At 62.4% G+C, this 20,648-nt stretch carries 20 protein-coding genes and 1 pseudogene; 7 read left to right on the forward strand and 14 right to left on the reverse strand.

All coding sequences use genetic code 11. The annotated features are described in order from the left end of the window. Window positions 1-8: 8 nt before the first annotated feature. Window positions 9-824, reverse strand: coding sequence for an endonuclease/exonuclease/phosphatase family protein (locus NKI67_RS30495; RefSeq protein ID WP_023677076.1), 816 nt, complete (start codon window positions 822-824; stop codon window positions 9-11). A gap of 182 nt (window positions 825-1,006) precedes the next feature. Between NKI67_RS30495 and NKI67_RS30500 the strand changes: the two genes are divergently transcribed. Next, window positions 1,007-1,417: a DUF427 domain-containing protein gene (locus NKI67_RS30500; RefSeq protein ID WP_023677075.1), complete on the forward strand. Its 411-nt coding sequence runs from the start codon at window positions 1,007-1,009 to the stop codon at window positions 1,415-1,417. A 31-nt stretch (window positions 1,418-1,448) separates the two neighbouring features. Here NKI67_RS30500 and NKI67_RS30505 read toward each other — a convergent pair whose 3' ends face one another. From NKI67_RS30505 to ku, 4 genes are all read right to left on the reverse strand, one after another. Next, entirely contained in the window at window positions 1,449-1,865 is a 417-nt protein-coding gene (locus tag NKI67_RS30505; RefSeq protein WP_023677074.1) for an HD domain-containing protein, read from the reverse strand. 126 nt (window positions 1,866-1,991) lie between these two features. Next, window positions 1,992-2,363 carry an avidin/streptavidin family protein gene (locus NKI67_RS30510; RefSeq protein ID WP_023677073.1) on the reverse strand — a complete coding sequence of 124 codons (372 nt, stop codon included), beginning with the start codon at window positions 2,361-2,363 and terminating at the stop codon, window positions 1,992-1,994. Between the two features lie 75 nt (window positions 2,364-2,438). Further along, complete coding sequence (locus NKI67_RS30515) at window positions 2,439-3,839, reverse strand: PAS domain-containing HWE histidine kinase family protein (RefSeq protein ID WP_245274711.1); 1,401 nt, start codon at window positions 3,837-3,839, stop codon at window positions 2,439-2,441. Between the two features lie 93 nt (window positions 3,840-3,932). Then, window positions 3,933-4,766: a non-homologous end joining protein Ku gene (gene ku / locus NKI67_RS30520; RefSeq protein ID WP_023677071.1), complete on the reverse strand. Its 834-nt coding sequence runs from the start codon at window positions 4,764-4,766 to the stop codon at window positions 3,933-3,935. A 110-nt stretch (window positions 4,767-4,876) separates the two neighbouring features. On the opposite strand from ku, the gene NKI67_RS30525 reads away from it, so the two are divergent. Continuing rightward, window positions 4,877-5,341 carry an NUDIX hydrolase gene (locus NKI67_RS30525; RefSeq protein WP_023677070.1) on the forward strand — a complete coding sequence of 155 codons (465 nt, stop codon included), beginning with the start codon at window positions 4,877-4,879 and terminating at the stop codon, window positions 5,339-5,341. A 54-nt stretch (window positions 5,342-5,395) separates the two neighbouring features. On the opposite strand, the gene NKI67_RS30530 is transcribed toward NKI67_RS30525, so the two are convergent. After that, entirely contained in the window at window positions 5,396-5,998 is a 603-nt protein-coding gene (locus NKI67_RS30530) for an alpha-ketoglutarate-dependent dioxygenase AlkB (RefSeq protein WP_023677069.1), read from the reverse strand. Window positions 5,999-6,127: 129 nt separating this feature from the next. Here NKI67_RS30530 and NKI67_RS30535 point away from each other — a divergent pair, with 129 nt between their 5' ends. Together NKI67_RS30535 and NKI67_RS30540 are read left to right on the forward strand one after the other, a co-directional pair. Next, window positions 6,128-6,343 (forward strand): KTSC domain-containing protein, encoded by a 216-nt coding sequence (locus NKI67_RS30535; protein WP_023677068.1) that lies wholly within the window; start codon window positions 6,128-6,130, stop codon window positions 6,341-6,343. Between the two features lie 161 nt (window positions 6,344-6,504). Further along, window positions 6,505-6,660: pseudogene (locus NKI67_RS30540) on the forward strand (histidine kinase); the annotation flags it as partial. 37 nt (window positions 6,661-6,697) lie between these two features. On the opposite strand, the gene NKI67_RS30545 reads toward NKI67_RS30540, so the two are convergent. Continuing rightward, window positions 6,698-7,879, reverse strand: coding sequence for an acetate/propionate family kinase (locus tag NKI67_RS30545; protein WP_023677066.1), 1,182 nt, complete (start codon window positions 7,877-7,879; stop codon window positions 6,698-6,700). Then, window positions 7,879-10,290 carry a phosphoketolase family protein gene (locus NKI67_RS30550; RefSeq protein WP_023677065.1) on the reverse strand — a complete coding sequence of 804 codons (2,412 nt, stop codon included), beginning with the start codon at window positions 10,288-10,290 and terminating at the stop codon, window positions 7,879-7,881. Before NKI67_RS30550 ends, NKI67_RS30545 begins: the two co-directional genes overlap by 1 nt. A gap of 298 nt (window positions 10,291-10,588) precedes the next feature. Between NKI67_RS30550 and NKI67_RS30555 the strand changes: the two genes are divergently transcribed. Both NKI67_RS30555 and NKI67_RS30560 read left to right on the forward strand, forming a co-directional pair. Next, on the forward strand, window positions 10,589-12,589 hold the full coding sequence (locus NKI67_RS30555; RefSeq protein ID WP_023677064.1) for a protein-L-isoaspartate(D-aspartate) O-methyltransferase: 2,001 nt from the start codon (window positions 10,589-10,591) through the stop codon (window positions 12,587-12,589). Between the two features lie 48 nt (window positions 12,590-12,637). Beyond that, window positions 12,638-12,883 (forward strand): hypothetical protein, encoded by a 246-nt coding sequence (locus NKI67_RS30560; RefSeq protein WP_023677063.1) that lies wholly within the window; start codon window positions 12,638-12,640, stop codon window positions 12,881-12,883. A 112-nt stretch (window positions 12,884-12,995) separates the two neighbouring features. On the opposite strand, the gene NKI67_RS30565 is transcribed toward NKI67_RS30560, so the two are convergent. The 4 genes from NKI67_RS30565 to NKI67_RS30580 all read right to left on the reverse strand — a co-directional run bounded on the left by NKI67_RS30565 (window position 12,996) and on the right by NKI67_RS30580 (window position 18,421). After that, window positions 12,996-13,475, reverse strand: coding sequence for a DUF1772 domain-containing protein (locus NKI67_RS30565; RefSeq protein WP_245274717.1), 480 nt, complete (start codon window positions 13,473-13,475; stop codon window positions 12,996-12,998). A 116-nt stretch (window positions 13,476-13,591) separates the two neighbouring features. Beyond that, complete coding sequence (locus NKI67_RS30570; RefSeq protein WP_023677061.1) at window positions 13,592-15,130, reverse strand: SpoVR family protein; 1,539 nt, start codon at window positions 15,128-15,130, stop codon at window positions 13,592-13,594. Then, entirely contained in the window at window positions 15,130-16,452 is a 1,323-nt protein-coding gene (locus NKI67_RS30575) for a YeaH/YhbH family protein (RefSeq protein ID WP_023677060.1), read from the reverse strand. The genes NKI67_RS30570 and NKI67_RS30575 overlap by 1 nt, the downstream gene beginning before the upstream one ends. Window positions 16,453-16,471: 19 nt before the next feature. Further along, window positions 16,472-18,421 (reverse strand): PrkA family serine protein kinase, encoded by a 1,950-nt coding sequence (locus NKI67_RS30580; RefSeq protein ID WP_023677059.1) that lies wholly within the window; start codon window positions 18,419-18,421, stop codon window positions 16,472-16,474. Between the two features lie 271 nt (window positions 18,422-18,692). On the opposite strand from NKI67_RS30580, the gene NKI67_RS30585 reads away from it, so the two are divergent. Then, window positions 18,693-18,854 (forward strand): hypothetical protein, encoded by a 162-nt coding sequence (locus NKI67_RS30585; protein WP_023677058.1) that lies wholly within the window; start codon window positions 18,693-18,695, stop codon window positions 18,852-18,854. Between the two features lie 16 nt (window positions 18,855-18,870). Here NKI67_RS30585 and ocd read toward each other — a convergent pair whose 3' ends face one another. Together ocd and NKI67_RS30595 are read right to left on the reverse strand one after the other, a co-directional pair. After that, window positions 18,871-19,938 carry an ornithine cyclodeaminase gene (ocd, locus tag NKI67_RS30590; RefSeq protein ID WP_023677057.1) on the reverse strand — a complete coding sequence of 356 codons (1,068 nt, stop codon included), beginning with the start codon at window positions 19,936-19,938 and terminating at the stop codon, window positions 18,871-18,873. 3 nt (window positions 19,939-19,941) lie between these two features. Then, on the reverse strand, window positions 19,942-20,648 hold a 707-nt coding region (locus NKI67_RS30595), incomplete at its 5' end, for an arginase family protein (RefSeq protein WP_352648483.1).

Raw genomic sequence — 20,648 nt, forward strand, 5'->3', positions numbered from 1 at the left:
CTTCAGGTTCATTCTGGTTGCAGTCGCGGCTGCCGTATCGCGTCCAGGTTCAGCCGGGCCTTGATCGGCAGATGATCGGAAGCCCGCTGCGCCAGCGGCGTCTTGTGCACCTCGATGCTGGAAATCAGGTGCGGCGGCCTGGCCAGGATGCGGTCGAGCGCAAACAGCGGAAAGCGCGACGGAAAGCTCGGCAGAACCGCATCGATCGGACCGAAATGCGGCAGCAGGGCCAGCAGCGAAGACCTGTTGCGGACGCGCCATTCGTTGAGGTCGCCAAGCAGGATTGTTGGCCGCAGAACCGGGTGCGTGGCTTCGACCAGCGCGTTGGCCTGCTGCGAGCGCGACCGCCGCAGCAAGCCGAAATGTGCGGCTATGATCCTGAGCGAGACGCCCTTCAGCTCCAGGTCCGCGATCACCGCGCCGCGCGGCTCCAGGCCGGGCAGCCGGATCTGGTTCACGCTTTCGACCACGCCGCGGCGTGCCAGGATCAGATTTCCATGCCAGCCATGGCTTCGGCGGTTTTCCGGGATATGTGTGGGGACGAGGTCGCTGTCGCGCTCGAGTGCTGCGAGATCCAGCAATCCCTGCCTGCTTCCGGTTCTTTCGTCGGCCTCCTGCAAAGCAATGATATCGGCGTCGAGTTCCTTGACCACGGCCGCGACCCGCTCCGGATCGAACCTGCCGTCGGTGCCGACGCATTTATGCACATTGTAGGATGCGACCGTAGTGCATGAAATTTCATTGCCGGGTGCCGCAAACCGCGGCACTTCCCTTCGCAGCGCAGCGCCAAGCGACCTTGGAAGGGTAGGCGATCGATCCAGCATGTTATCCATTTGCTGTTGAGTCGGTGAGTGGCGGCCATTGCGATTATGGCGCGTGCGGAGGTCTGAAACAACGACGACCTTGCAAAACCGTTCCACCACCCGGCCTCGGCGCGCCCGCGGTCTGGAACCCTGACGGGCAACAACACGTTTCGGGAAGGCAGCGCAGTCAACGGAGAAGTCGAATGCAGTCCTTAGCCGCAGATTCCGCCCCCCGCCCAGGCCCGCTCAGGATTGTCCCGTTTGATGGAACCGTGACCGTCCGGTTCTCCGATGCCATTATTGCGTCGAGCGAGCGGGCAAAGCTGCTCTATGAAGACGGCCATGATCCTGTTTTCTACATACCCTTCGAGGACATCTATTTCGACCTCTTGGAGAAGACGAACACGACGAGCCACGGCCCGCTGAAGGGCACGGCAAGCTATTGGCGTGTTCATGCGGTCGGTTCGTCGGCAGAAGACTTCATGTGGGCCTACGAGACGCCCGACACCCCGGCATTGGCGATCGCCCGCCATGGTGCGTTCGATCCCGGCAGGGCGCGGATCGACGCCGATCCCGCGGAAGACAAGCGGCACACGCCGCACGTCACCGAGTAGACCCACATCGGCGACAGCCGCCAGCTGTCCGTCAGCTCGCGAACTCTTCCCTGAGAATGCGCAGGCCGTCTTCGTATTTCGCTGTCGAGGCACCGATCTGCCGTGCCTGCCATAGATTGTCGGCGAGATCGGCGCGCTTGACTGGCAACGCCAACGGATTGGCCGCGGCCCTGCGAACGAAAGCGGCATCATCCTCGTTTGGCAGCCGCGTCATGGCGTCGACGGCAGACACGATGGACGGCCCGAACCCGGCCGCCTCAAGCCGGTCGCGGTTCCAGCCGTCACCTTTTTCGATGACGTCGTGAAGATAGGCGATGGCTTTCTGGTCGAGCGTTTCGACGGCATCGACGACCCGGCGGCAATGTTCGATATAAGGCCGCCCCGTCTTGTCCGTCTGCCCGGCATGAGCCTGTTCGGCGATTTTCGCTGCGCGATAAAGCACGCTCATTGGGTCGACCCCGTAACAGCGCATGTCCTGGCGCACCAACGTGCCATCGTCAGTGCGAGTTCCTACGCGCCGCCGGACCCTGCTGCCTCACTTGCGCGCTGAATGCCGCGGTGGCGGGCGCGATAGTCAGGAGACGCGTTCAAAACTGTCGAGGCTGGTTCCAAACGCGCGCCAGGCGGGGAGTTTCCTGGCTTGGGCCGGGGCACCTTCCTTTTCCGCCGACAAAGCAGCATCCGCAACGGTGTGCCACAGCATCTCCAGCTTCCCGTTCCTGAGGATGCCGGTATAGCTCACCGCCGCGGCTCCGACCCGCCCTTCGGCCGCGCAGGTGAAGCCGATGACGTCTCCATGGCAGGCTCCGAACAGCGGCACGGTCATGCCGAAGAAGGCGCTGTCCTCCAGCGCCGTCCTGAAGGTTCCGCTGATCCGTCCGCCCTCTTCGGTGGTCAGTTCGACGACCGACCCGTACTGATTCCGCCAGGTGCCCAGCCAACTCATCGCTGCTCCTCCTGATTGCTACCAAAGGGATTGCGTTGCCACACGGCCGCCAAGCCGCGGCCGGTGTAGCGGCCTTCAATCAGCCGCGATGCCAGCCATCGACATCTGAACGAAGCGCAGCGGCGCTTCCAGCGTCCAGGTGATGCCGTGCCTGGCGAATTCCAGGCGGCCGGTGCCGCTGAGCGCCTGCGGCGTGACGCGTTTGAGCACAACCGATCCGAAACCGCGTCGCGTGTTTTCATCCACCAATGGTCCGTCCAGTTCCCGCCAGACAAGGCGGAAGCCGTCGCTGCCATCGGCGGCTGGGGTCACGGTCCATTCGACCTCGACCCGTCCGTCATGGTGCGACAGCGCTCCGTGCTTTACCGAATTGGTGGCCAGCTCGTGAAAGGCGATGCCGAGATATTGCACCGCGTTCGGCTGCAGCATGATCGTCGGCCCGCTCATCGACAGACGGGCCTGTGTCGCGAAGGCCTTGGTCTGTGCATGGATCAATTCGCCGATGGTCGCGCCACGCCATTCCGCATCGACCAGGAGGTCGTGCGATTCCGAAAGGGCCATGATGCGTTCCCGGACCCGTGAAAGGAAGGCCTCTGGCGTACCCGCCAGCTTGCTGGTCTCGCGGATCATCGAGACGATCACCGAATACTGGTTTTTAACGCGATGGTTGACTTCGCGCATGAGTGTGCGGATGCGCCGTTCGCTTTCCTTGTGGGGGCTGATGTCGCGCGCGATCTTGGAGGCGCCGATGATACGTCCGATGCCGTCGCGTATCGGCGAGATGGTGAGCGAAACCGGAACCAGGGCGCCGTCCTTGCGCTGCCGGATAGTCTCGTATGAAGGAATCCGTTCGCCGGCGCGAATGCGGCTGATGATCATGGCTTCCTCATCCAGGTGGTCGGGCGGGATGAGGATCGTCACCGGGCGCCCGATCGCCTCGGCGGGCGTATAGCCGAACAGGCGTTGTGCCGCGTCGTTCCAGCTGGTGATAATGCCGTTCAGGTCTTTGGACACGATGGCGTCCATCGAGGATTCGACGATGGCGGCGAGCCTTATGCCGGCGTCGTCGGCCAGCGTCTGCATGCGCAGGTCGAGCAGGGTGTTGATGGCACCGACAACCTCGCCGGCTTCATTGCGAAGCAGGACCGGATGCGCACTGAACGGGATGAGTTGGCCGTCCGGCCGCTCGGCGATGGCTCGGCCCCCACGAACGTCCCGCTCCTCGAGCAAGGCAACGGCCATTGGACACTCGTCATGCGTCATCGGTCGCCCGTCGAGGTGGCGAAGCTTCCATGACCCGCACCAGCGATCCTGGCCGATAACCGGACGATATCCCCAGAGATCGGCAGCGGCTTCGTTGAAGAAGGTGATGTAGCCTTGTTTGTCGGTGGTGTAGACGGCCACAGGCAACGCCTGCATCAGATCGGCGGAGGAAACTTGCGGGATCCCGCCAGTCCTTAGTTCAACGACGTCCACCAGTCCCCCGCTCCGCTTGGCTTGCCGACGGATTGCTACGTCATCTAAATGCGCGCGAGCGTTTTCGGTTCCGTTCGATCCGCTTTCGGACATTCAGGCTGATTTGCGTTTCGGGGCCGTTCTCGGCTTTTTGCTGGGAGCCTTGCCGCCTTCCTGCGCCAGGCTTTTGCGCAGAACATCGGCGAGATTGATGACGTTCGTCTTGGGCTCAGGTGCCGGCTTGGGCGGTTTCTTGCCCTTGCGCTTGGCCTCGATCATTGCAACCAGCGCCTTTTCATAAGTATCGTCGAACTTCGACGGGTCGAATTTGGCGGGCTTCTTGTCGATCAGCAATTGCGCGATTTCCAGCATCTCGGGATCGACCTTGCGAGCCTTCAGCCCTTCGAACACCGCGTCCGCCGCGACCACTTCATTGTGGTTGCGTAATTCCGTCATCAGCATGCCCTTGCCCAGTGGCTGGATCAGCACCTCTCGGCCTCGCTGGTACAGCACGACGCAGGAGCGGGCTGCTACCTTTTTCCTGGCCATGGCGTCCCGGATCACCGCGAAAGCCTCCGTGGAGGGCGCGTCGGCCGGAACGAGATAGTAGGGTTTTTCGAGGTAGCGTGCATCGATTTCGGCGGCAGGCACGAACTCGCCGATCTCGAGCGTATGCTGCGATACCATCTTCAGTTTCTTGATTTCGTCCGGCTCTATATGGATGAACTCACCCTTTTCGACCTCATAGCCTTTTACCTGCTCCGCCGCCTCGACCGTGTCGCCGGTCTCCTCGTCTAGATAGGCGCTCTTGACCGGGAGACCGTCCTTGCGGTTCAGGATCCTGAAATGCACTTTCTCGGCCTCGCTGACGGCACCGATGATCTTGACGCCACAGGAAACCGATCCGACTTTCATAAAGCCCTTCCAGGCAGCTCGCGGCGTCGCCATGTCGATCACTCATTTGTCGAACGGACGGAACGGCTGCGCGCGGAAATCGTTCCGGCTGCTCCACATGCCGGCCCGGACGTTCGTTGCATTTTCGTCAGGGGAATAGCGGAATGGCCCAACGCAGCGCAGGGTTGCTGATTTATCGCCGAAGCGAAGGACATCTCCAGGTCTTGCTGGTGCATCCGGGCGGCCCATTCTGGGCGAAGAAGGACGACGGCGCATGGTCGATCCCGAAGGGCTTGGTCGACGAGAACGAGGACGAGCTGGCGGCAGCAAAACGCGAGGCCGAAGAGGAACTCGGCCTTGCCATCGACGGGGATTTCGAAAGCCTTGGCAGCTACAGGCAGCCGGGCGGCAAGCTCGTCATCGCATGGTGCGTCGAGACGGATTTCGACAGCGACGCCATCAGCAGCAACACCTTCGTCATGGAATGGCCGCCAAGGTCCGGCTCGATGAAGGAATTTGCCGAAGTCGACAAAGCGGGCTGGTTCTCCCTGCCTGAAGCCAACCTCAAGATACTGAAAGGCCAGCGCGCCATGTTGGCGGACTTTGCCGGCCGGCATGGCGACGGATGAATTTGTTTCAGCCCAGTTCTTAGGGCAGTGCTCGGGCTTCCTCACCGCTCTGCTTTAAGCGCGTTGCGGCCGCAGCGTGCGCAACGTGATCGAATAGCGGTGCTCCGCAACCGGCGGAATGCTGTGCTCCCATTCGCTGCGCGCGGCGCCCGTCATCAGATAGGCCGATCTTGGCTCGACGGTGACCGTCTTGCGGTCCCATCGCGTGCCGTTTTTCCGCCGCAGGCGAAAGCTGCAGGCGGCCAGCAGGGAAACACCGGCGACGGCCTCGAAATGAGGCTTGTCGCGGTGCCAGCCGATACCGGCGCCCGGCCGGTACTCGTTGATCAGCACCTGCACGAAGGTCTCGGCGGGCAGGCGGGCGAAGGCTGCAACCTTTTCCCTGAGCGGCAGCAGAAAGCCGGGTATCGGCGGTGCCTCGACGACTTCGCGCCGGTCGTAATCATAACGCAGCCCAAAACCGACCACCCGCCGGTTTGCCAGATGGCCGTGAAAGTCGAAGGCCTGAAAAGGCAGGCTTGCGAGCTGGCTCGCCAACGCTGCTTCTTCGTCCGGCGTGATCAGTTCGGGCCGGTAGCGGAATCCTTCCGGCAGGTCGTCGGCGGCGGCAAAGAGATCGCCCTGGCGGGCTGCAGCCGATGTCTTGGGCGATGGCATCAACCGTATTTGGTGAAGCCGGCCCGTAGCGGCAAGGCTGCTTCGGTAGCAAGGAACCTCGCTCTCCGTGCAGGGTTATTCACATGACGATATGGAATGGAGCACTGCCGAGCATTGGACCTGTCGAGGATGCCTTCAACTGCGATCAGAAGCATCGATTACCAACCGGCGACGAGGATCCTCTCCGTATGGTTCGCCCCGAGCGGAAGCCGCTATGATTACGAGGACGTGCCGCCGCAGGTCCACGCGGCATTCCGCAAAGCCTCGTCAAAGGGCCGGTTCTTCAACGAGCATATTCGCGACCGGTACAAATACCATCTGGTCGAGCAGAGCCATTCGAGCTGAGCCTTCAGCCGCTTCTCAACCACGATCTCGGCTCTCCGCCATGCCTGGCCGCGTGGTGGCAATGAGCGGACTTCGCAGTTGGCGAGCGACCTGATATTGATCATGGTCCCACCCAAAACATCGAAAGCTTGGAATGTCCGCCGAAGCCGAAAAAACCGAGCGAAGGCGAGACCTGGCCGAAACCCGGCAAGCTCGGAGCACTGATCGCTCAATCGCTGACCGAAAATGCCAAAGCCCGGTTCGAGGTGGATTCTGCCCCCGGCAAAGGAACGCGGGTGACCATCGTGTTCAACAGATCGGCCGCCCTCGCGACGTAGCCGGTCGAGCAAGCGCCGCCATTCGAGGCCATCCGCCTCAGCCGGGCCCCTCCATTACCTTGCGCGTGTGGCGGGCGATGACACCTTCTTCGTCGGTCGCCACGACGCGGACTTCCACCTTGCTCTCCGCCTGGCTCATCAGCGCGGCATGAGAGCGGTTGGCGGCCTCGTCGATCGCCACGCCAAGCCAGCCAAGCCTGTCGCAAATCGCTTTACGGGCCGTGGCCGAGTGCTCGCCGATGCCGGCGGTGAACACCAGGCATTCGAGGCCACCCAGCGTGTTGGCGAGGGCGGCAACTTCCCTGCCGGCGCGGAAGGCGAAAAGCTCCAGCGCTTCGCGCGCCCGACGGTCGTCGCTGGCCTCCAGCGAGCGCATGTCGCCGGAAATACCGGACACGCCGAGCAGGCCGGATTCCTCATAGAGCATGTGCTGCAGCGCCTCTCCCGAAAAGCCTCTTTCCAGCAGCAGGTACAAAAGCACGCCCGGATCGATGGCGCCGCAGCGCGTGCCCATGACCAGGCCGTCAAGCGCCGAAAAGCCCATCGTCGTATCGACGCTGCGCCCGGCGCGCATGGCGCACAGGCTCGCCCCATTGCCGAGATGGGCGACGATGGTTCTTTTCGCCGCCAGATCGGGCGATATCTGCTTGAGCCGGCCGGCGACATATTCGTAGGAAAGCCCGTGAAAGCCGTAGCGGTGGATGCCGTCTGCCTCATAGCGGCGCGGCAGCGCGAAACGGCTGACCAGAGGCTCGATGGTCCGATGGAAGGCGGTGTCGAAGCATCCGACCTGCGGCAGGTCGGGCCGCAACGCGGCAAGCGCCCGGATCGGCGCGAGGCTGCGCGGCTGGTGCAGTGGCGCGAGCGGCGTCAGCCTGTCGAGAGCCTCGACAATTGTCGGCGTCAGGCGGACAGGTTCGACGAAGTCGCGGCCGCCATGGACGATGCGATGGCCGGCGGTGATGAGTTTCCTTCCGCCAAGTTCGTTCTCGATCCATTGCAGCATCTGGCCGATGCCTAAATCGGGCGATGCGTCTGCTGCAAGTGGCCGATCGCACTGCACCGCCCCATCGGCGGCTTTTGCGGTCAGCCTTGGCGCATCGCCCAAATCCAGCGAACCGCGCGAGGCAAGATCCAGCTCAGCGGACACTCCAAGATCGTAAAGCCCGAACTTGATGCTCGACGAGCCGGCATTCAACGCAAGGATCGATCGTCGCATCAATCGCCGGCCCTCGTCGCGCCGTCCTGCGGCCAAGACCATTTCTGGATCTCGGGCATGTCCTCGCCATGTTCGCGGACATAGGCCGTGTGTTCAGCCAATTTCCCGTGCAACGCCGCGGCAAGATCCTTCGCCCGCTCGGCCAGCCCCGGCACACGCGCGATCGCGGCGAGCGCGAGATGGTAGCGGTCGAGCTGGTTGAGCACCACCATATCGAACGGCGTCGTCGTCGTGCCTTCCTCGCGAAAGCCGTGCACATGCATGTTGTCGTGGTTGGCGCGCCGGTAGGTCAGACGGTGAATGAGATAGGGATAGCCGTGATAGGCGAAGATGACCGGCTTGGCCCTGGTGAACAGCGCGTCGAACCTGTCATCGGCAAAGCCATGCGGATGCTCGGAATTCGACTGCAAAATCATCAGGTCGACGACATTGACGACGCGGATATTCAGGTCCGGAATGCCCGAGCGCAGGATATCGGCTGCAGCCAGCGTCTCCAGCGTCGGCACGTCGCCGGCGCAGGCCAGGACCACATCCGGATCTTCGCCCTTGGCAACCGTCCCGGCCCATTCCCAGATGCCGGCGCCGGCCTTGCAGTGTGCTTCCGCGTCTTCGGCGGACAGCCATTGCGGCGCCGGCTGCTTGCCGGCGACGATGACGTTGATGCGGTTGTAGGTTTTCAGGCAATGGTCGGTGATCCACAGCAGCGTGTTGGCGTCGGGCGGGAAATAGAGCCTGACCGTGTCGGCCTTCTTGTTGGCGACGAAATCGGCAAAGCCTGGGTCCTGATGGCTGAAGCCGTTGTGATCCTGTCGCCAGACATGCGAGGTCAGCAGGTAGTTGAGCGAGGCGATCGGCTTGCGCCAGGCAAGTTCGCCGGAGGTCTTCAGCCATTTGGCGTGCTGGTTGACCATGGAATCGATGATGTGGACGAACGCCTCGTAGCACGAGAACAGGCCGTGGCGGCCGGTCAGCAGATAGCCCTCCAGCCAGCCTTGGCAAAGATGCTCGCTGAGCACTTCCATGACGCGGCCGTCACGGGAAAGATGGACGTCGTAAGGCTCGATCCGCTCCATCCAGACCCGATCCGTAACCTCGAACACGTCGTCGAGGCGGTTGGAGGACGTCTCGTCGGGTCCCATCAGCCGGAAATTCCTGGCCTCGGCGTTCAAGCGGATCACATCGCGAAGATAGCTGCCGACGGTCCGCGTCGCCTCCCCGACAGTGCCGCCCGGACGCGGTACGTCGAGCGCGAGGCCTTTCCAATCGGGAAGCACGAGGTCTTGTTTCAGCAGGCCGCCATTGGCGTAGGGGATTGCGCCCATGCGTCTTGACCCTGTCGGTGCCAGCGCCGCGAGCTCCGCCAGGAGATGCCCGCGTTCGTCGAACAGCGTCTTCGGTTCGTAGCTGCGCATCCAGTCTTCGAGGATCTGCCGGTGCGCCGCATCGCCTCGTGCGTTCGACACCGGGACCTGGTGCGAGCGCCAGAAATCCTCGACCTTCTTGCCGTCGACCTCTTTCGGCCCGGTCCAGCCCTTTGGGCTGCGCAGCACGATCATCGGCCACAGCGGCCGCTCTCCCTTCCAGCCCGCGGCTCTTGCAGGCTCCTGGATGGAGTGGATCCGGTCGAGCACGGTATCGAGCGTGCGGGCCATCTCCCGATGCATCGGGGCAGGCTCATGGCCTTCCACGAAAAAGGTTTCGTAGCCATAGCCGAGGAACAGGCTGCGCAACGCCTCGTCTTCCATGCGGCCGAGGATGGTCGGGCTGGCGATCTTGTAGCCGTTGAGATGCAGGATCGGCAGGACGGCACCGTCGGATGCCGGGTTCAGGAACTTGTTGGAATGCCAGGCCGCGGCGAGCGGGCCGGTCTCGGCTTCGCCGTCGCCGACGACGCAGGCAACCACAAGGTTCGGATTGTCGAAGGCGGCGCCGAAGGCATGGACCAGCGCATAGCCGAGCTCTCCGCCTTCGTGGATCGAGCCGGGTGTCTCCGGAGCCGCGTGGCTCGGCACTCCGCCGGGAAACGAGAACCGCCGGAACAGCTTTCGCAGGCCGTCTTCGTCCCCGCCGACCTCGGGATAGATTTCGCTGTAGGTGCCCTCGAGCCAGCTGTTCGCGACCATTGCCGGGCCGCCGTGACCCGGGCCGCAGATGAACAGGACATCGAGACCACGTTCACGGATAATCCGGTTTAAATGCACATAGATGAAATTGAGGCCGGGCGTCGTGCCCCAATGGCCGAGCAGCCGCGGCTTGATGTGCTCGGGCCGCAAGGGCTCGCGCAAGAGCGGATTGTCGAGCAGGTAGATCTGGCCAACCGAGATGTAGTTCGCGGCGCGCCAGTAGCGGTCCATCAGATCGATCTGGTCAAGGCCGGTCGTGTGCGCAGCGGTGCGGACCTCGTCGTTCATGGAAATGCCTCCGGAATACCCTCGTCCGTCGTTATCTGGAGTGGCGTCGCGTCGGAGAAAGGATTTGCCTTGAAATAAGTTTGGGCGGCGTGGCTAGCGATTGCCGATCCTGCAACCCGCCTCGCCGGACAAAAGCGGGTCGGTCTTTTGGGGAACCTCGGGGCTTGCCAACGGTTAGGGAGATGCACCGCATTGCTTGGATCCAAAGGGACTGCCGAGGCCCTGAGATACGAGCCGGCCGAGGTGGCGTTGAGCAGCTTGGGCGATTGTAGCGGAGGCCCATAGGAGGAGCAAAAAGATGCTCGATCTCTCCCATGCCCGCAACCAAATGGTCGACATCCACTTGAGCCGCCGTGGCATTCGCGACCGCAATGTCCTTCAGGCGATGCGCGAGGTCCCGCGCGAGGCTTTCGTCGATCCTGGCTTTGAAGAATTCGCCTATGAGGACGGGCCGCTGCCGATCGCCGAAGGTCAGACGATATCGCAGCCCTACATCGTTGCGTTCATGATCGAAATGGCCGAGGTCGGAGCCGGCGACCACGTCCTCGAGGTTGGCACCGGCTCGGGCTATGCGGCTGCCGTAATGAGCCGGATCGTCGAACGCGTCTACACGATCGAGCGCCACGCCGCGTTGGCTGAAACGGCAAGGCAGCGGTTCAAAAAGCTTGGCTACGACAATATCGAAGTCCGCACCGGCGACGGCACCAAAGGCTGGCCCGAGGCGGCACCCTTCGATGCGATCCTGGTTGCGGCCGCCGGACCCGGCGCACCGCTCGCTCTGCAGGAACAGCTCGACGTCGCTGGCCGGCTTGTCATCCCGGTCGGCGATGAATTCGACTCGCAGCGCCTGCTCAAGGTCACCCGTACCGGCGCCGCAACCTACACTGAGGAGGATTTCGGCGGCGTGCGGTTTGTTCCGCTGATCGGCGAGCAAGGCTGGGGCGAGCCAGGCAGCGACAGCCAGATAGCGGCCGATCTTCCGCACCGGCATCAGCGCAGGAGCAGCCTGCCGCAGATGATCGCGGCCGCCGCCGAACCGCTTCCGGATTTCGACGATCCGGCCTTCGGTGCGCTGTTCGACCGGTTTGCCGACCGCCGCGTCGTCTTGCTCGGCGAAGCCAGCCACGGCACGTCGGAGTTCTACCGTGCGCGCGCCGCGATCACTCGCAGGCTGATCGAGAAGCATGGCTTCACCATCGTCGCGGTCGAGGCCGACTGGCCCGATGCCGCGGCGATCGACCGCTACGTCCGCCATCGGCCGCCGCGGCCTGGCGCAGATCCGCCGTTCCAGCGCTTTCCCACCTGGATGTGGCGCAACACCGACGTCGCCGAGTTCGTCGACTGGATGCGACAGCATAATGAGCGGATCAGGCTATCCTCCCGGCGGGCCGGGTTCTATGGCCTCGACATCTACAATATGGGTGGATCGATTGCGGCGGTCCTGCAATATCTCGACCGGGTCGATCCGCAGGCGGCGAGGATCGCGCGCGAACGCTATGGCTGCCTGACGCCGTGGCAGAACGACCCGGCCACCTATGGCCGTGTCGCACTCACCTCCGGTTACCAGAAATGCGAGAAGGCCGTGCTCGAGCAATGCCGGGAACTGCTTTCCAGAGAGCTCGACTACGCGCAGCAGGACGGCATCGATTTCCTCGACGCGAGCCAGAATGCCCGTCTGGTCGCCTCCGCCGAGCGCTATTACCGCACCATGTATTACGGCGGCGCGCAATCCTGGAACCTGCGCGACACCCATATGTTCGAAACGCTGGAGCACCTGCTGCAGGCCCGCGGCCCGAACGCCAAGGCGGTGGTGTGGGCACATAATTCCCATATCGGCGATGCCCGCTATACCGAAATGGGGATCGTCAGGGACGAACTGAATATCGGCCAGCTCTGCCGCCAGCGTTTTGGCGACGAGGTTGCCTTGATCGGGCTCAGTACGCATTCCGGGACGGTGGCCGCCGCCACCGACTGGGACGGCGACATGGAAGTGAAACCGGTTCGGCCTTCCCACAACGACAGCTATGAGCGGCTTTGCCACGACAGCGGCGTCTCGCCTTTCCTGCTCGATTTCGATCGCGACGACACGCTGCGCGAACGGCTTCTGGAGCGCCGGCTGGAACGCTTTATCGGCGTCATCTACCGGCCCGAAACCGAGCTCCACAGCCATTATGCGGACGCCTCGCTCGCCCGCCAGTTCGATGCTTTCGTCTGGTTCGATGAAACCAGTGCCGTGACGCCGCTTGGGCCGGAACATGCGGGGACAGGCCTTCCCGAGACCTATCCTTTCGGGCTGTAGCGAATTTGGACCCTGGGAAAGTGGAAAATCAAAAGAAGGAGGTCACCGATGGCCGGAAAAAAGACTCATGAGCAGCAATTGCGCGTCATCGAAGAGCGCGAGAACACGAAAAACGCCGGCAAGGATTTCGACGCGGAAGCGGATTTGAAAAAGACCAGGCAAGAGCGCGAGGCGTTCCGGCGCGGTGCCGAGCTCAGATCGGACCCGAAGGACATTGCCGATCCCGACGACCGCAACATCATCCGCGGCGAGCACCAGGAAAGCGCCCACAACAAGCATCGCACCGACCGCTGAAACGGCAGGATCGCTTGACGTTAAGATAGTACGCCGGTTCCGTTCCCTGATCTGACGGATGCAGCGTTCGTGGCGGCAAGTTGGCGGACGAGGGCCGTCTTGATCCCTGGCGCTATTCAGCAAAAAATGTCGCGGCGACAGCAATTGAGACGAGGCTCAGCATCGCCAGGCCTGCCCTGGCGACATGCGAAGCCTCCCAGACGTTGTGCAAGTCTCTCCAGTCGCCGGTCTGCTTTCGAGAGAACATTGAAAAAAAGGTCGCGGCTGATTGCGGCATGGCAACGTCTTGCACCCAGAAATTATTGACGGGATGCGTGATCAACCAATAGGTCGCATGTTCCGCCAGCAGGAAGGCGAGCGCCGCCAAGGTCCACCAGAATCGAGCGCTTGGATAAGGCGTCAGGTAGAGCATGATGGCGAGGGCAATGATGCCGCCGATCTCGGCAAAGCCGCCGATCGTGAAGCCGGGATAATAGATCGCCTGCACTGATCTGTAGGTGGCCTCCTTGAGGCGCAACTTGCCGGGCAATTCCAGTGCGTGCGCAAGTGAGAGCGCCATCGTGACAGCGACCAGAAGGACGGTGGCGATCATCAATGCGCGCATGTTCCTGCTCCCTGAATGATGCCCTCGTGGCGCGCGCGTACTTAGGGTGGTTGGTGATCCGGTAAAGGCAACGACACCCGACTTCGCCGGCAAGTCCGGTTCGGTCATTCCCCGATCTGGCTGGTCGACCGTTCGTGGACTGTGGCGCCGGTCTGTGCGTCGACCGCAGCCATGCTGACCTCGTAGCCCCAGAGCTTGCGGATATGGCGCAGCGTGGCGTCGCGGCTGCCGCCTTCCAGCACTATGCCGTCCTTGACCTTATGCTGCAGGCGCAGATGCCGATCGCCGAGCAGGTCCACGTCCACCACCTGGATGTCCGGCCGGCTGGCGCCGATGTCGTAGCTGTGGGCGAGTGCGGCGCGGATGCTCTCGTAGCCGCGCTCATTGTGTATCGAGGCGACTTCGTAGTGCGGATCGTTGGCCGCATCGGCAAGCACAAAGAACCGCCATTTCCGGATCAGGGTAGGGCTCAGATACTGGCGGATGAAGGACTCGTCGCGATGGTTGGCCCAGGCGTCCAGCAGGGTCTGGCGCCAGTCGCCATTGCCGGCGATATCGGGAAACCAGTCGCGGTCCTCGGCGGTCGGCGCGGTCGAGATGCGCTGGATGTCCTGCATCATGTCGAGGCCCAGCGCGTAAGGGTTGATGCCGGAAAAGCGCGGATCGTCGAAGCCCGGCTGGAAGATCACGTTCGAATGGTTGCGCAGCACTTCCAGCATGGCGCCTTCGCCGATCAGGCCGCGGTCGAACAAAAGGTTCATCAGCGTGTAATGCACGAAGGTGGCGCAGCCCTCGTTCATCACCTGCGTTTGGCGCTGCGGATAGAAATACTGCGCGATGACGCGGACAATCCGGATGACCTCACGCTGCCAGGGTTCCAGGATCAGGCTGTTCTTCTCCAGGAAATAAAGCAGGTTTTCCTCGGGCAGCTTGAGCGATTTCCTGCGCTCCGCCATTGTATCCGTCTCGCGGGGCTTGGTGCCGTCCTTCGAAGGCGGCAGCGTGCGCCATAGGTCATTGTAGGAACGCTCCTCGTATTCCAGGCGCTCGCGAACGCCCTCGCGCTGCTTTTCCGACGACAGTTTCGGCGGCCGGTGATATCTGAACACGCCCTGTTCCATCAGCGCATGTGCGGCATCGAGGATCTCTTCCACCGCATCGACGCCATGCCGCTCCTCACAGCGGGCAATGTAGCCCTTGGCGAAGTCCAGATAACTGAGGATGGCGCTGGCGTCAGTCCACTGCTGGAACAGATAATTATTCTTGAAGAAATGGTTATGGCCGAGTGCCGCGTGCGCCGTCACCAGGGCCTGCAGGGCCATGGTGTTTTCTTCCATCAGATAGACGATGCAGGGATTGGAATTGATGACGAGTTCATAGGCGAGCCCCCGTCCGCCTTTGCGGTAGAGCAATTCCTGGTAGAGGTAGTGCTTGCCGAACGACCAGTGGCGGTACATCAGCGGCATGCCGACAGAGGAATAGGCGTCGAGCATCTGTTCTGAGGAGATGATCTCCATCTGCACCGGATAGACGTCGAGGTGGAGCTCTTCCGTGGCGACCGCCTCGATGGTCTCGTAGGCACGCGACAGCGTCCTGAAATCCCAGTCGGAACCGGAAAACAGCAACCCGGATTTGCTCGCCATCAGCCCCCTCTTTCAGCGCTCTTTTGATAACCCGGCTGTCTGGCGAAGAGCTGGCGGAAAACCGGGTAGATGTCGGCCGCCGTGGCGATGCGGCTCATCTGGAAGTTCGACCACCTCAGCTTGACCGCACTGTAGGCACGCCACAGCGACGTGCCGTTGTCGGTGGCGCCGAAGATGTGGCTCTCACGCTCGTCGAGGATCTCGACATAGGCGAAATACTGGCAAAGCCGCATGATCTGTTCGTCGAGCAAGGCGATGCAGCGCTCGGAATCGGTGACGAAATTGTCGCCGTCCGAGGCCTGGGCGACATAGATGTTCCATTCGCGGCTGGGATAGCGTTGCTCGACGATGCGGTGCATCTCCTCGAGCGCCGTGGAAACCACCGTGCCGCCGCTCTGAGTGTTGTAGAAGAAGGTTTCCTCGTCCACCTCCTGCGCCTCGTGCGTGTGGCGAATGAAGACGACCTCGGTGCGGTCATAGCGCCGTTTCAGGAACAGGTGCAGCAGCACGAAGAAGCGCTTGGCCAGATCTTTCTCGCGTTCGCCCATCGAACCGGACACGTCCATCAGGCAGAACATCACCGCATTGGCGTTCGGCACCGGCTGGGCGTCGAAGCGGTTGAAGCGGATATCGACCGGATCGACAAAGGCGATCCGCTTGCGGCGGCGCTCCAGCCGCTCAAGCTCTTCCTGCAGCGCCACGATGCGCTGCCGCATCTCGGCGTTTTGCGGCTTCGTCTCCAGCGTCGCGATCTCCTGCGCGACAGCGTCGACCGCCTCCTGCTTGGGGCGCCTGAGCGCTATGCGGCGGCCATGGCTGTTGCGCATCGTGCGCCCGACATTGATGTTGGTCGGCGAGCCGGTCGCGGCGAAGCCGGCCCGGCGCGGCTTGAAGGCGAGGATCTCCTTGAGGTTGAGCTTGACCATATCAGGCAGTTCGAGGTCTTCGAAAAAGAGGTCGAGCACCTCCTCGCGCGACAGCACGAAACGGAAATCGTCCTCCGATTCGGTTCTCCCCGGGGCGGATCCCATGCCGCCGCCCTGGCCGGGTTTAGGCAGCCGGTCGCCTCGGGCAAAATGCTTGTTGCCGGGCAGGACGTGCTGGCGGCTGCCGCTGTTCCGGGCATCCTTGAAGCTCGGCTCGCCGGTGCCTCGCGCCGGCATCGAAACGGCATGCTCGGCGTCCACGTCGGCGATCTTGCCGGTGCGGATCTGATCGCGGATGGTGCGCTTCAACTCTTCGCGCGCCCGCCGCAGGAAACGCTGCCGGTTGCCGAGGCTTTTGTCCTTCGGGTTCAGTCGGCGATCGATGAAGATCGGCATATGTTACCCCGGGCTGGCTTCAACCCGCCTTGTTCACCCGCATGTACCAGTCCACCAGCCGGCGGACCTGGCGCTCGGTGTAGCCGCGCTGGATCATCCGCTGCACGAATTCGGTATGCCGCTTCTCCGTCACGCTGTCCTGCTTGGAGCCGAAGCTGATCACCGGCAGCAGATCTTCGACCTGCCCGAACATCCGCTTCTCGATGACTTCGCGCAGCTTTTCGTAGCTTGTCCATGATGGGTTGCGGCCATGGTTTCTGGCCCGCGCGCGCAGCGTGAACTTCACCACTTCGTTGCGGAAGTCCTTGGGATTGGCGATGCCGGCCGGCTTTTCGACCTGCGACAGTTCGTTGTCCAGAACCTCGCGATTGAGGATCTGGCCGGTATCGGTATCCTTGTAGTCCTGATCCTCGATCCAGGCATCGGCATAGGCGATGTAGCGGTCGAACAGGTTCTGGCCGTATTCGCTATAGGATTCCAGATAAGCCTTCTGGATCTCGTGTCCGATGAACTCGGCATAACGGGTCGCCAGCTCCGACTTTATGAAATCGAGATAGTCCGCCTCTGTTTCCTTCGGGAACTGCTCGCGCTTGATCGCCTCTTCCAGGATGTACATCAGATGCACCGGATCGGCGGCCACCTCTTCGGTGTCGTAGTTGAAGGTCTGCGACAGGATCTTGAAGGCGAAGCGGGTGCTGACGCCGGTCATGCCTTCATCGACACCGGCCGCGTTTCGGTACTCCTGGACCGACTTCGCCTTGGGATCGGTTTCCTTGAGGTTCTCGCCGTCATAGACGCGCATCTTGGTGTAGAGCGGCGAATTGTCGTGTTCGGCCAGGCGGGTCGAAACGGTGAACCGGCTGAGGATATCGAGCACTTCCGGAGCGCAGGGGCTGGAGGCCAATTCGCTTTCGCGCAACAGCTTCTCGTAGATCTGCCGCTCTTCGGTGACCCGCAGGCAATACGGCACCTTGACCACCAGGATACGGTCGAGGAACGCCTCGTTGTTCTTGTTGTTCTTGAACTGCAGCCATTCCGATTCGTTGGAATGGGCAACGATGATGCCCTGATAGGGGAAAGCGCCGAAATTCTCGGTGCCGTTGTAGCTGCCTTCCTGGGTCGCGGTCAGCAGCGGATGCAGCACCTTGATCGGCGCCTTGAACATCTCGACGAATTCGAGCAGTCCTTGCGTGGTCCGGTTCAGGCCGCCGCTATAGGAATAGGCATCCGGATCGGACTGGCTGAAGTTTTCCAGCTGCCTGATGTCGACCTTGCCGACCAGGGCCGAAACGTCCTGGTTGTTCTCATCGCCCGGCTCGGTCTTGGCGATGCCGATCTGGCGAAGCCTGGACGGCATCAGCTTGACGACGCTGAATTTGGAGATGTCGCCGGACAATTCGTCGAGGCGCTTGGCCGCCCAGGGCGAGATCAGGCCGTTCAGCCGCCGCCGGGCGATGCCGTATTTATCCTCCAAAAGGTCGCCCATGCGGTCGGGGTCGAACAGCCCGAGCGGCGATTCGAACACCGGGCTGACCTGGCCGCCGACCTTCAGCGTATAGATCGGACGCTGCTCCATCAGCCTTTTCAGCTGCTCCGCAAGCGAGGACTTGCCGCCGCCGACCGGGCCGAGGAGATAGAGTATCTGCTTGCGTTCCTCGAGCCCTTGCGAGGCATAGCGGAAATAACCGGCGATACGCTCGATCGTATCCTCCATGCCGTAAAAGTCGGCGAAGGTCGGATAGATCTTGATCGTCCGGTTCGAAAAAATACGGCCAAGCCGCTCGTCCTTGCTGGTATCGACAAAGGTCGGCTCGCCAATCGCCTCGACCATCCGCTCGGGCGCCGAGGCGTACATCGACTTGTCCTCGCGGCAGGCAAGCAGATATTGCTGGAGGCTTATCTCCTCCTGCGCCGCATTCTTGTAAACCTCGGAAAACAGATCGAAGACGTCGGATTGATTCTCACGCATGGTATTCCTAGCCCCGGAGCCGGTGTGGCTGCACGTTTGTCTCTTGAACAACCAAATGTCGGAAAGCCCTTGTGGTTCCCTTCACTTTGCAGAGAGTGCCTGTGACCGAATGATAAGACTCTAGATAAGGGCATCCTGAGTGCAGACAAGGCGTGGAACGCCCCGCTCGAAGCATTAAATCCTGAATCGCGCCACGCCGTGCGGGCGACCTCCGATAAGACGGAGGAACGGTTCTGGTCCTTCCCGGTTGTGAAGGAAAGGAGACGGTTCGATGTTTGAGACTAGTTTGTGGTTGCTCGTTGTTGCAGGCGGTCCACTGCTGCTGGCAATCCTGATCGCCTACGCCCTGCTCACGCAGCGCCGTCGCGGCCCGGCGGAGCGCAGGGAAAGCGACCGCGCCACCGAGCGCCTGTACCAGGAAAAGAAGGACTGACCGACAGGATCGCAGCTCAGCTGCCGGCAACCGCCAGCCCGGCCACTTTTTCGGCGCGCAGCAGCATGCCGAACAGGTCACGCGGTTCATCGGGATCGGCCAGAAGGTCTAGTTCCTCGTAAAGGCCGGTCCGCTGAAGCTGATCGCGGACGTAGCGCAGCGCGGAAAAATCCTCGATCGCAAAGCCGACGGAATCAAACAGCGTGATCTGTCCGGCGTCCGTCCGGCCTGCTGCCTTTCCTGTCATCACCTGCCACAATTCGGTGATCGGATGGTCCGCATCGAGCTGCTGGCTCTCGCCTTCGATGCGCGTCTGCGGCGGATACTCGACGAAAATATTCGAGCGCAGCAGAATGTCGCGATGCAGCTCGGTCTTGCCCGGGCAGTCGCCGCCGACCGCGTTGATGTGCACGCCGGACCCGACCATGTTGTCGGTCAGGATTGTTGCCGACCGCTTGTCGGCGGTCACCGTGGTGATGATCTCTGCACCTTCGACGGCCTCCTGCGCCGACGCGCAGAGCTTGATGTCGAAACCCATGCCGGCAAGGTTCTTCATGCATTTGGTCGAGGCCGCCGGGTCGATATCGTAGAGGCGCAGCCTGTCGACGCCAAGCAGCGCCTTGAACGCAATCGCCTGGAATTCCGATTGCGCGCCATTGCCGATGATCGCCATGCACCGGGCGGCCTCGGGAGCGAGGTATTTCGCCGCGACGGCCGAGCTTGCGGCGGTTCTGAGCGCCGTCAGGATGGTCATTTCCGAAAGCAGCATCGGATAGCCGTTGCCGACATCGGCAAGCACGCCGAAAGCGGTCACGGTCTGGCGGCCGTCACGCGTGTTCTTCGGATGCCCGTTGACGTATTTGAAGCCGTAAAGCTGCCCGTCGCTGGTCGGCATCAGCTCGATGACGCCGTCAATGCTGTGCGAGGCGACGCGCGGCGTCTTGTCGAACAGCTCCCAACGCGTGAAATCCTCTTCGATATAGGCGGCAAGCTCGACCAGAAAGCGCTCGATGCCGATGGCAAGCACCAGCTTCATCATGCGGTCGACGCTGACGAAGGGAACGATGTTCAAATTGACCGTCATGGCTCAGAACCCCCTCGTTGGGCGATCCATGATCCGCCGGCCCATCAAGCTTGCGGTCAGGTCGACCAAAAGCGTGGCGGTGCGGCCGCGTTCGTCGAGAAAAGGGTTGAGCTCGACCAGATCGAGACTGGTGACGAGGCCGCTGTCATGCAGCATTTCCATCGCCAGATGCGCCTCGCGGAAGGTGGCGCCGCCTGGGACGGTGGTGCCGACCGCCGGGGCGATCGACGGGTCGAGAAAATCGACGTCGAGGCTGACGTGGAGCATGCCGTTGGCGGCGCTCACCCGTTCGAGAAAGGCGCGAAGCAGTTGCGCGATGCCGTGCTCGTCGATCGAACGCATGTCGTGGACCGTCACGCCGGCTCTGCGCAATGCATCCCTTTCCGCCAGGTCCACGCTGCGGATCCCCAGCGCGCATATGCGAGCCGGCTCCACCTGCGCTGCAAGGCGGGGGAAATAGCCCTCGAAGCCGGGCTGCCCGCTGGCATAAGCCAGCGGCACACCATGCAAATTGCCGCTGGTCGTCGTGTCGAGCGTATGAAAATCGGGGTGCGCATCGAGCCACAGCACGAAGAGCGGCGGGGGGGGGGTTGGCGCCCCCCGGGGCCAGGCGGGGCGGGGGGCGGGCGCCATGAGGGGGGGGGCGCCCCCCAAAAAACGGCAGCCCCAGGCGCGCGCGGGCGAGTGCGGGTGGGTTTGTTTGCCCCGCG

The organism is Mesorhizobium sp. M0408, assembly GCF_040321495.1.
GTDB lineage: Bacteria > Pseudomonadota > Alphaproteobacteria > Rhizobiales > Rhizobiaceae > Mesorhizobium.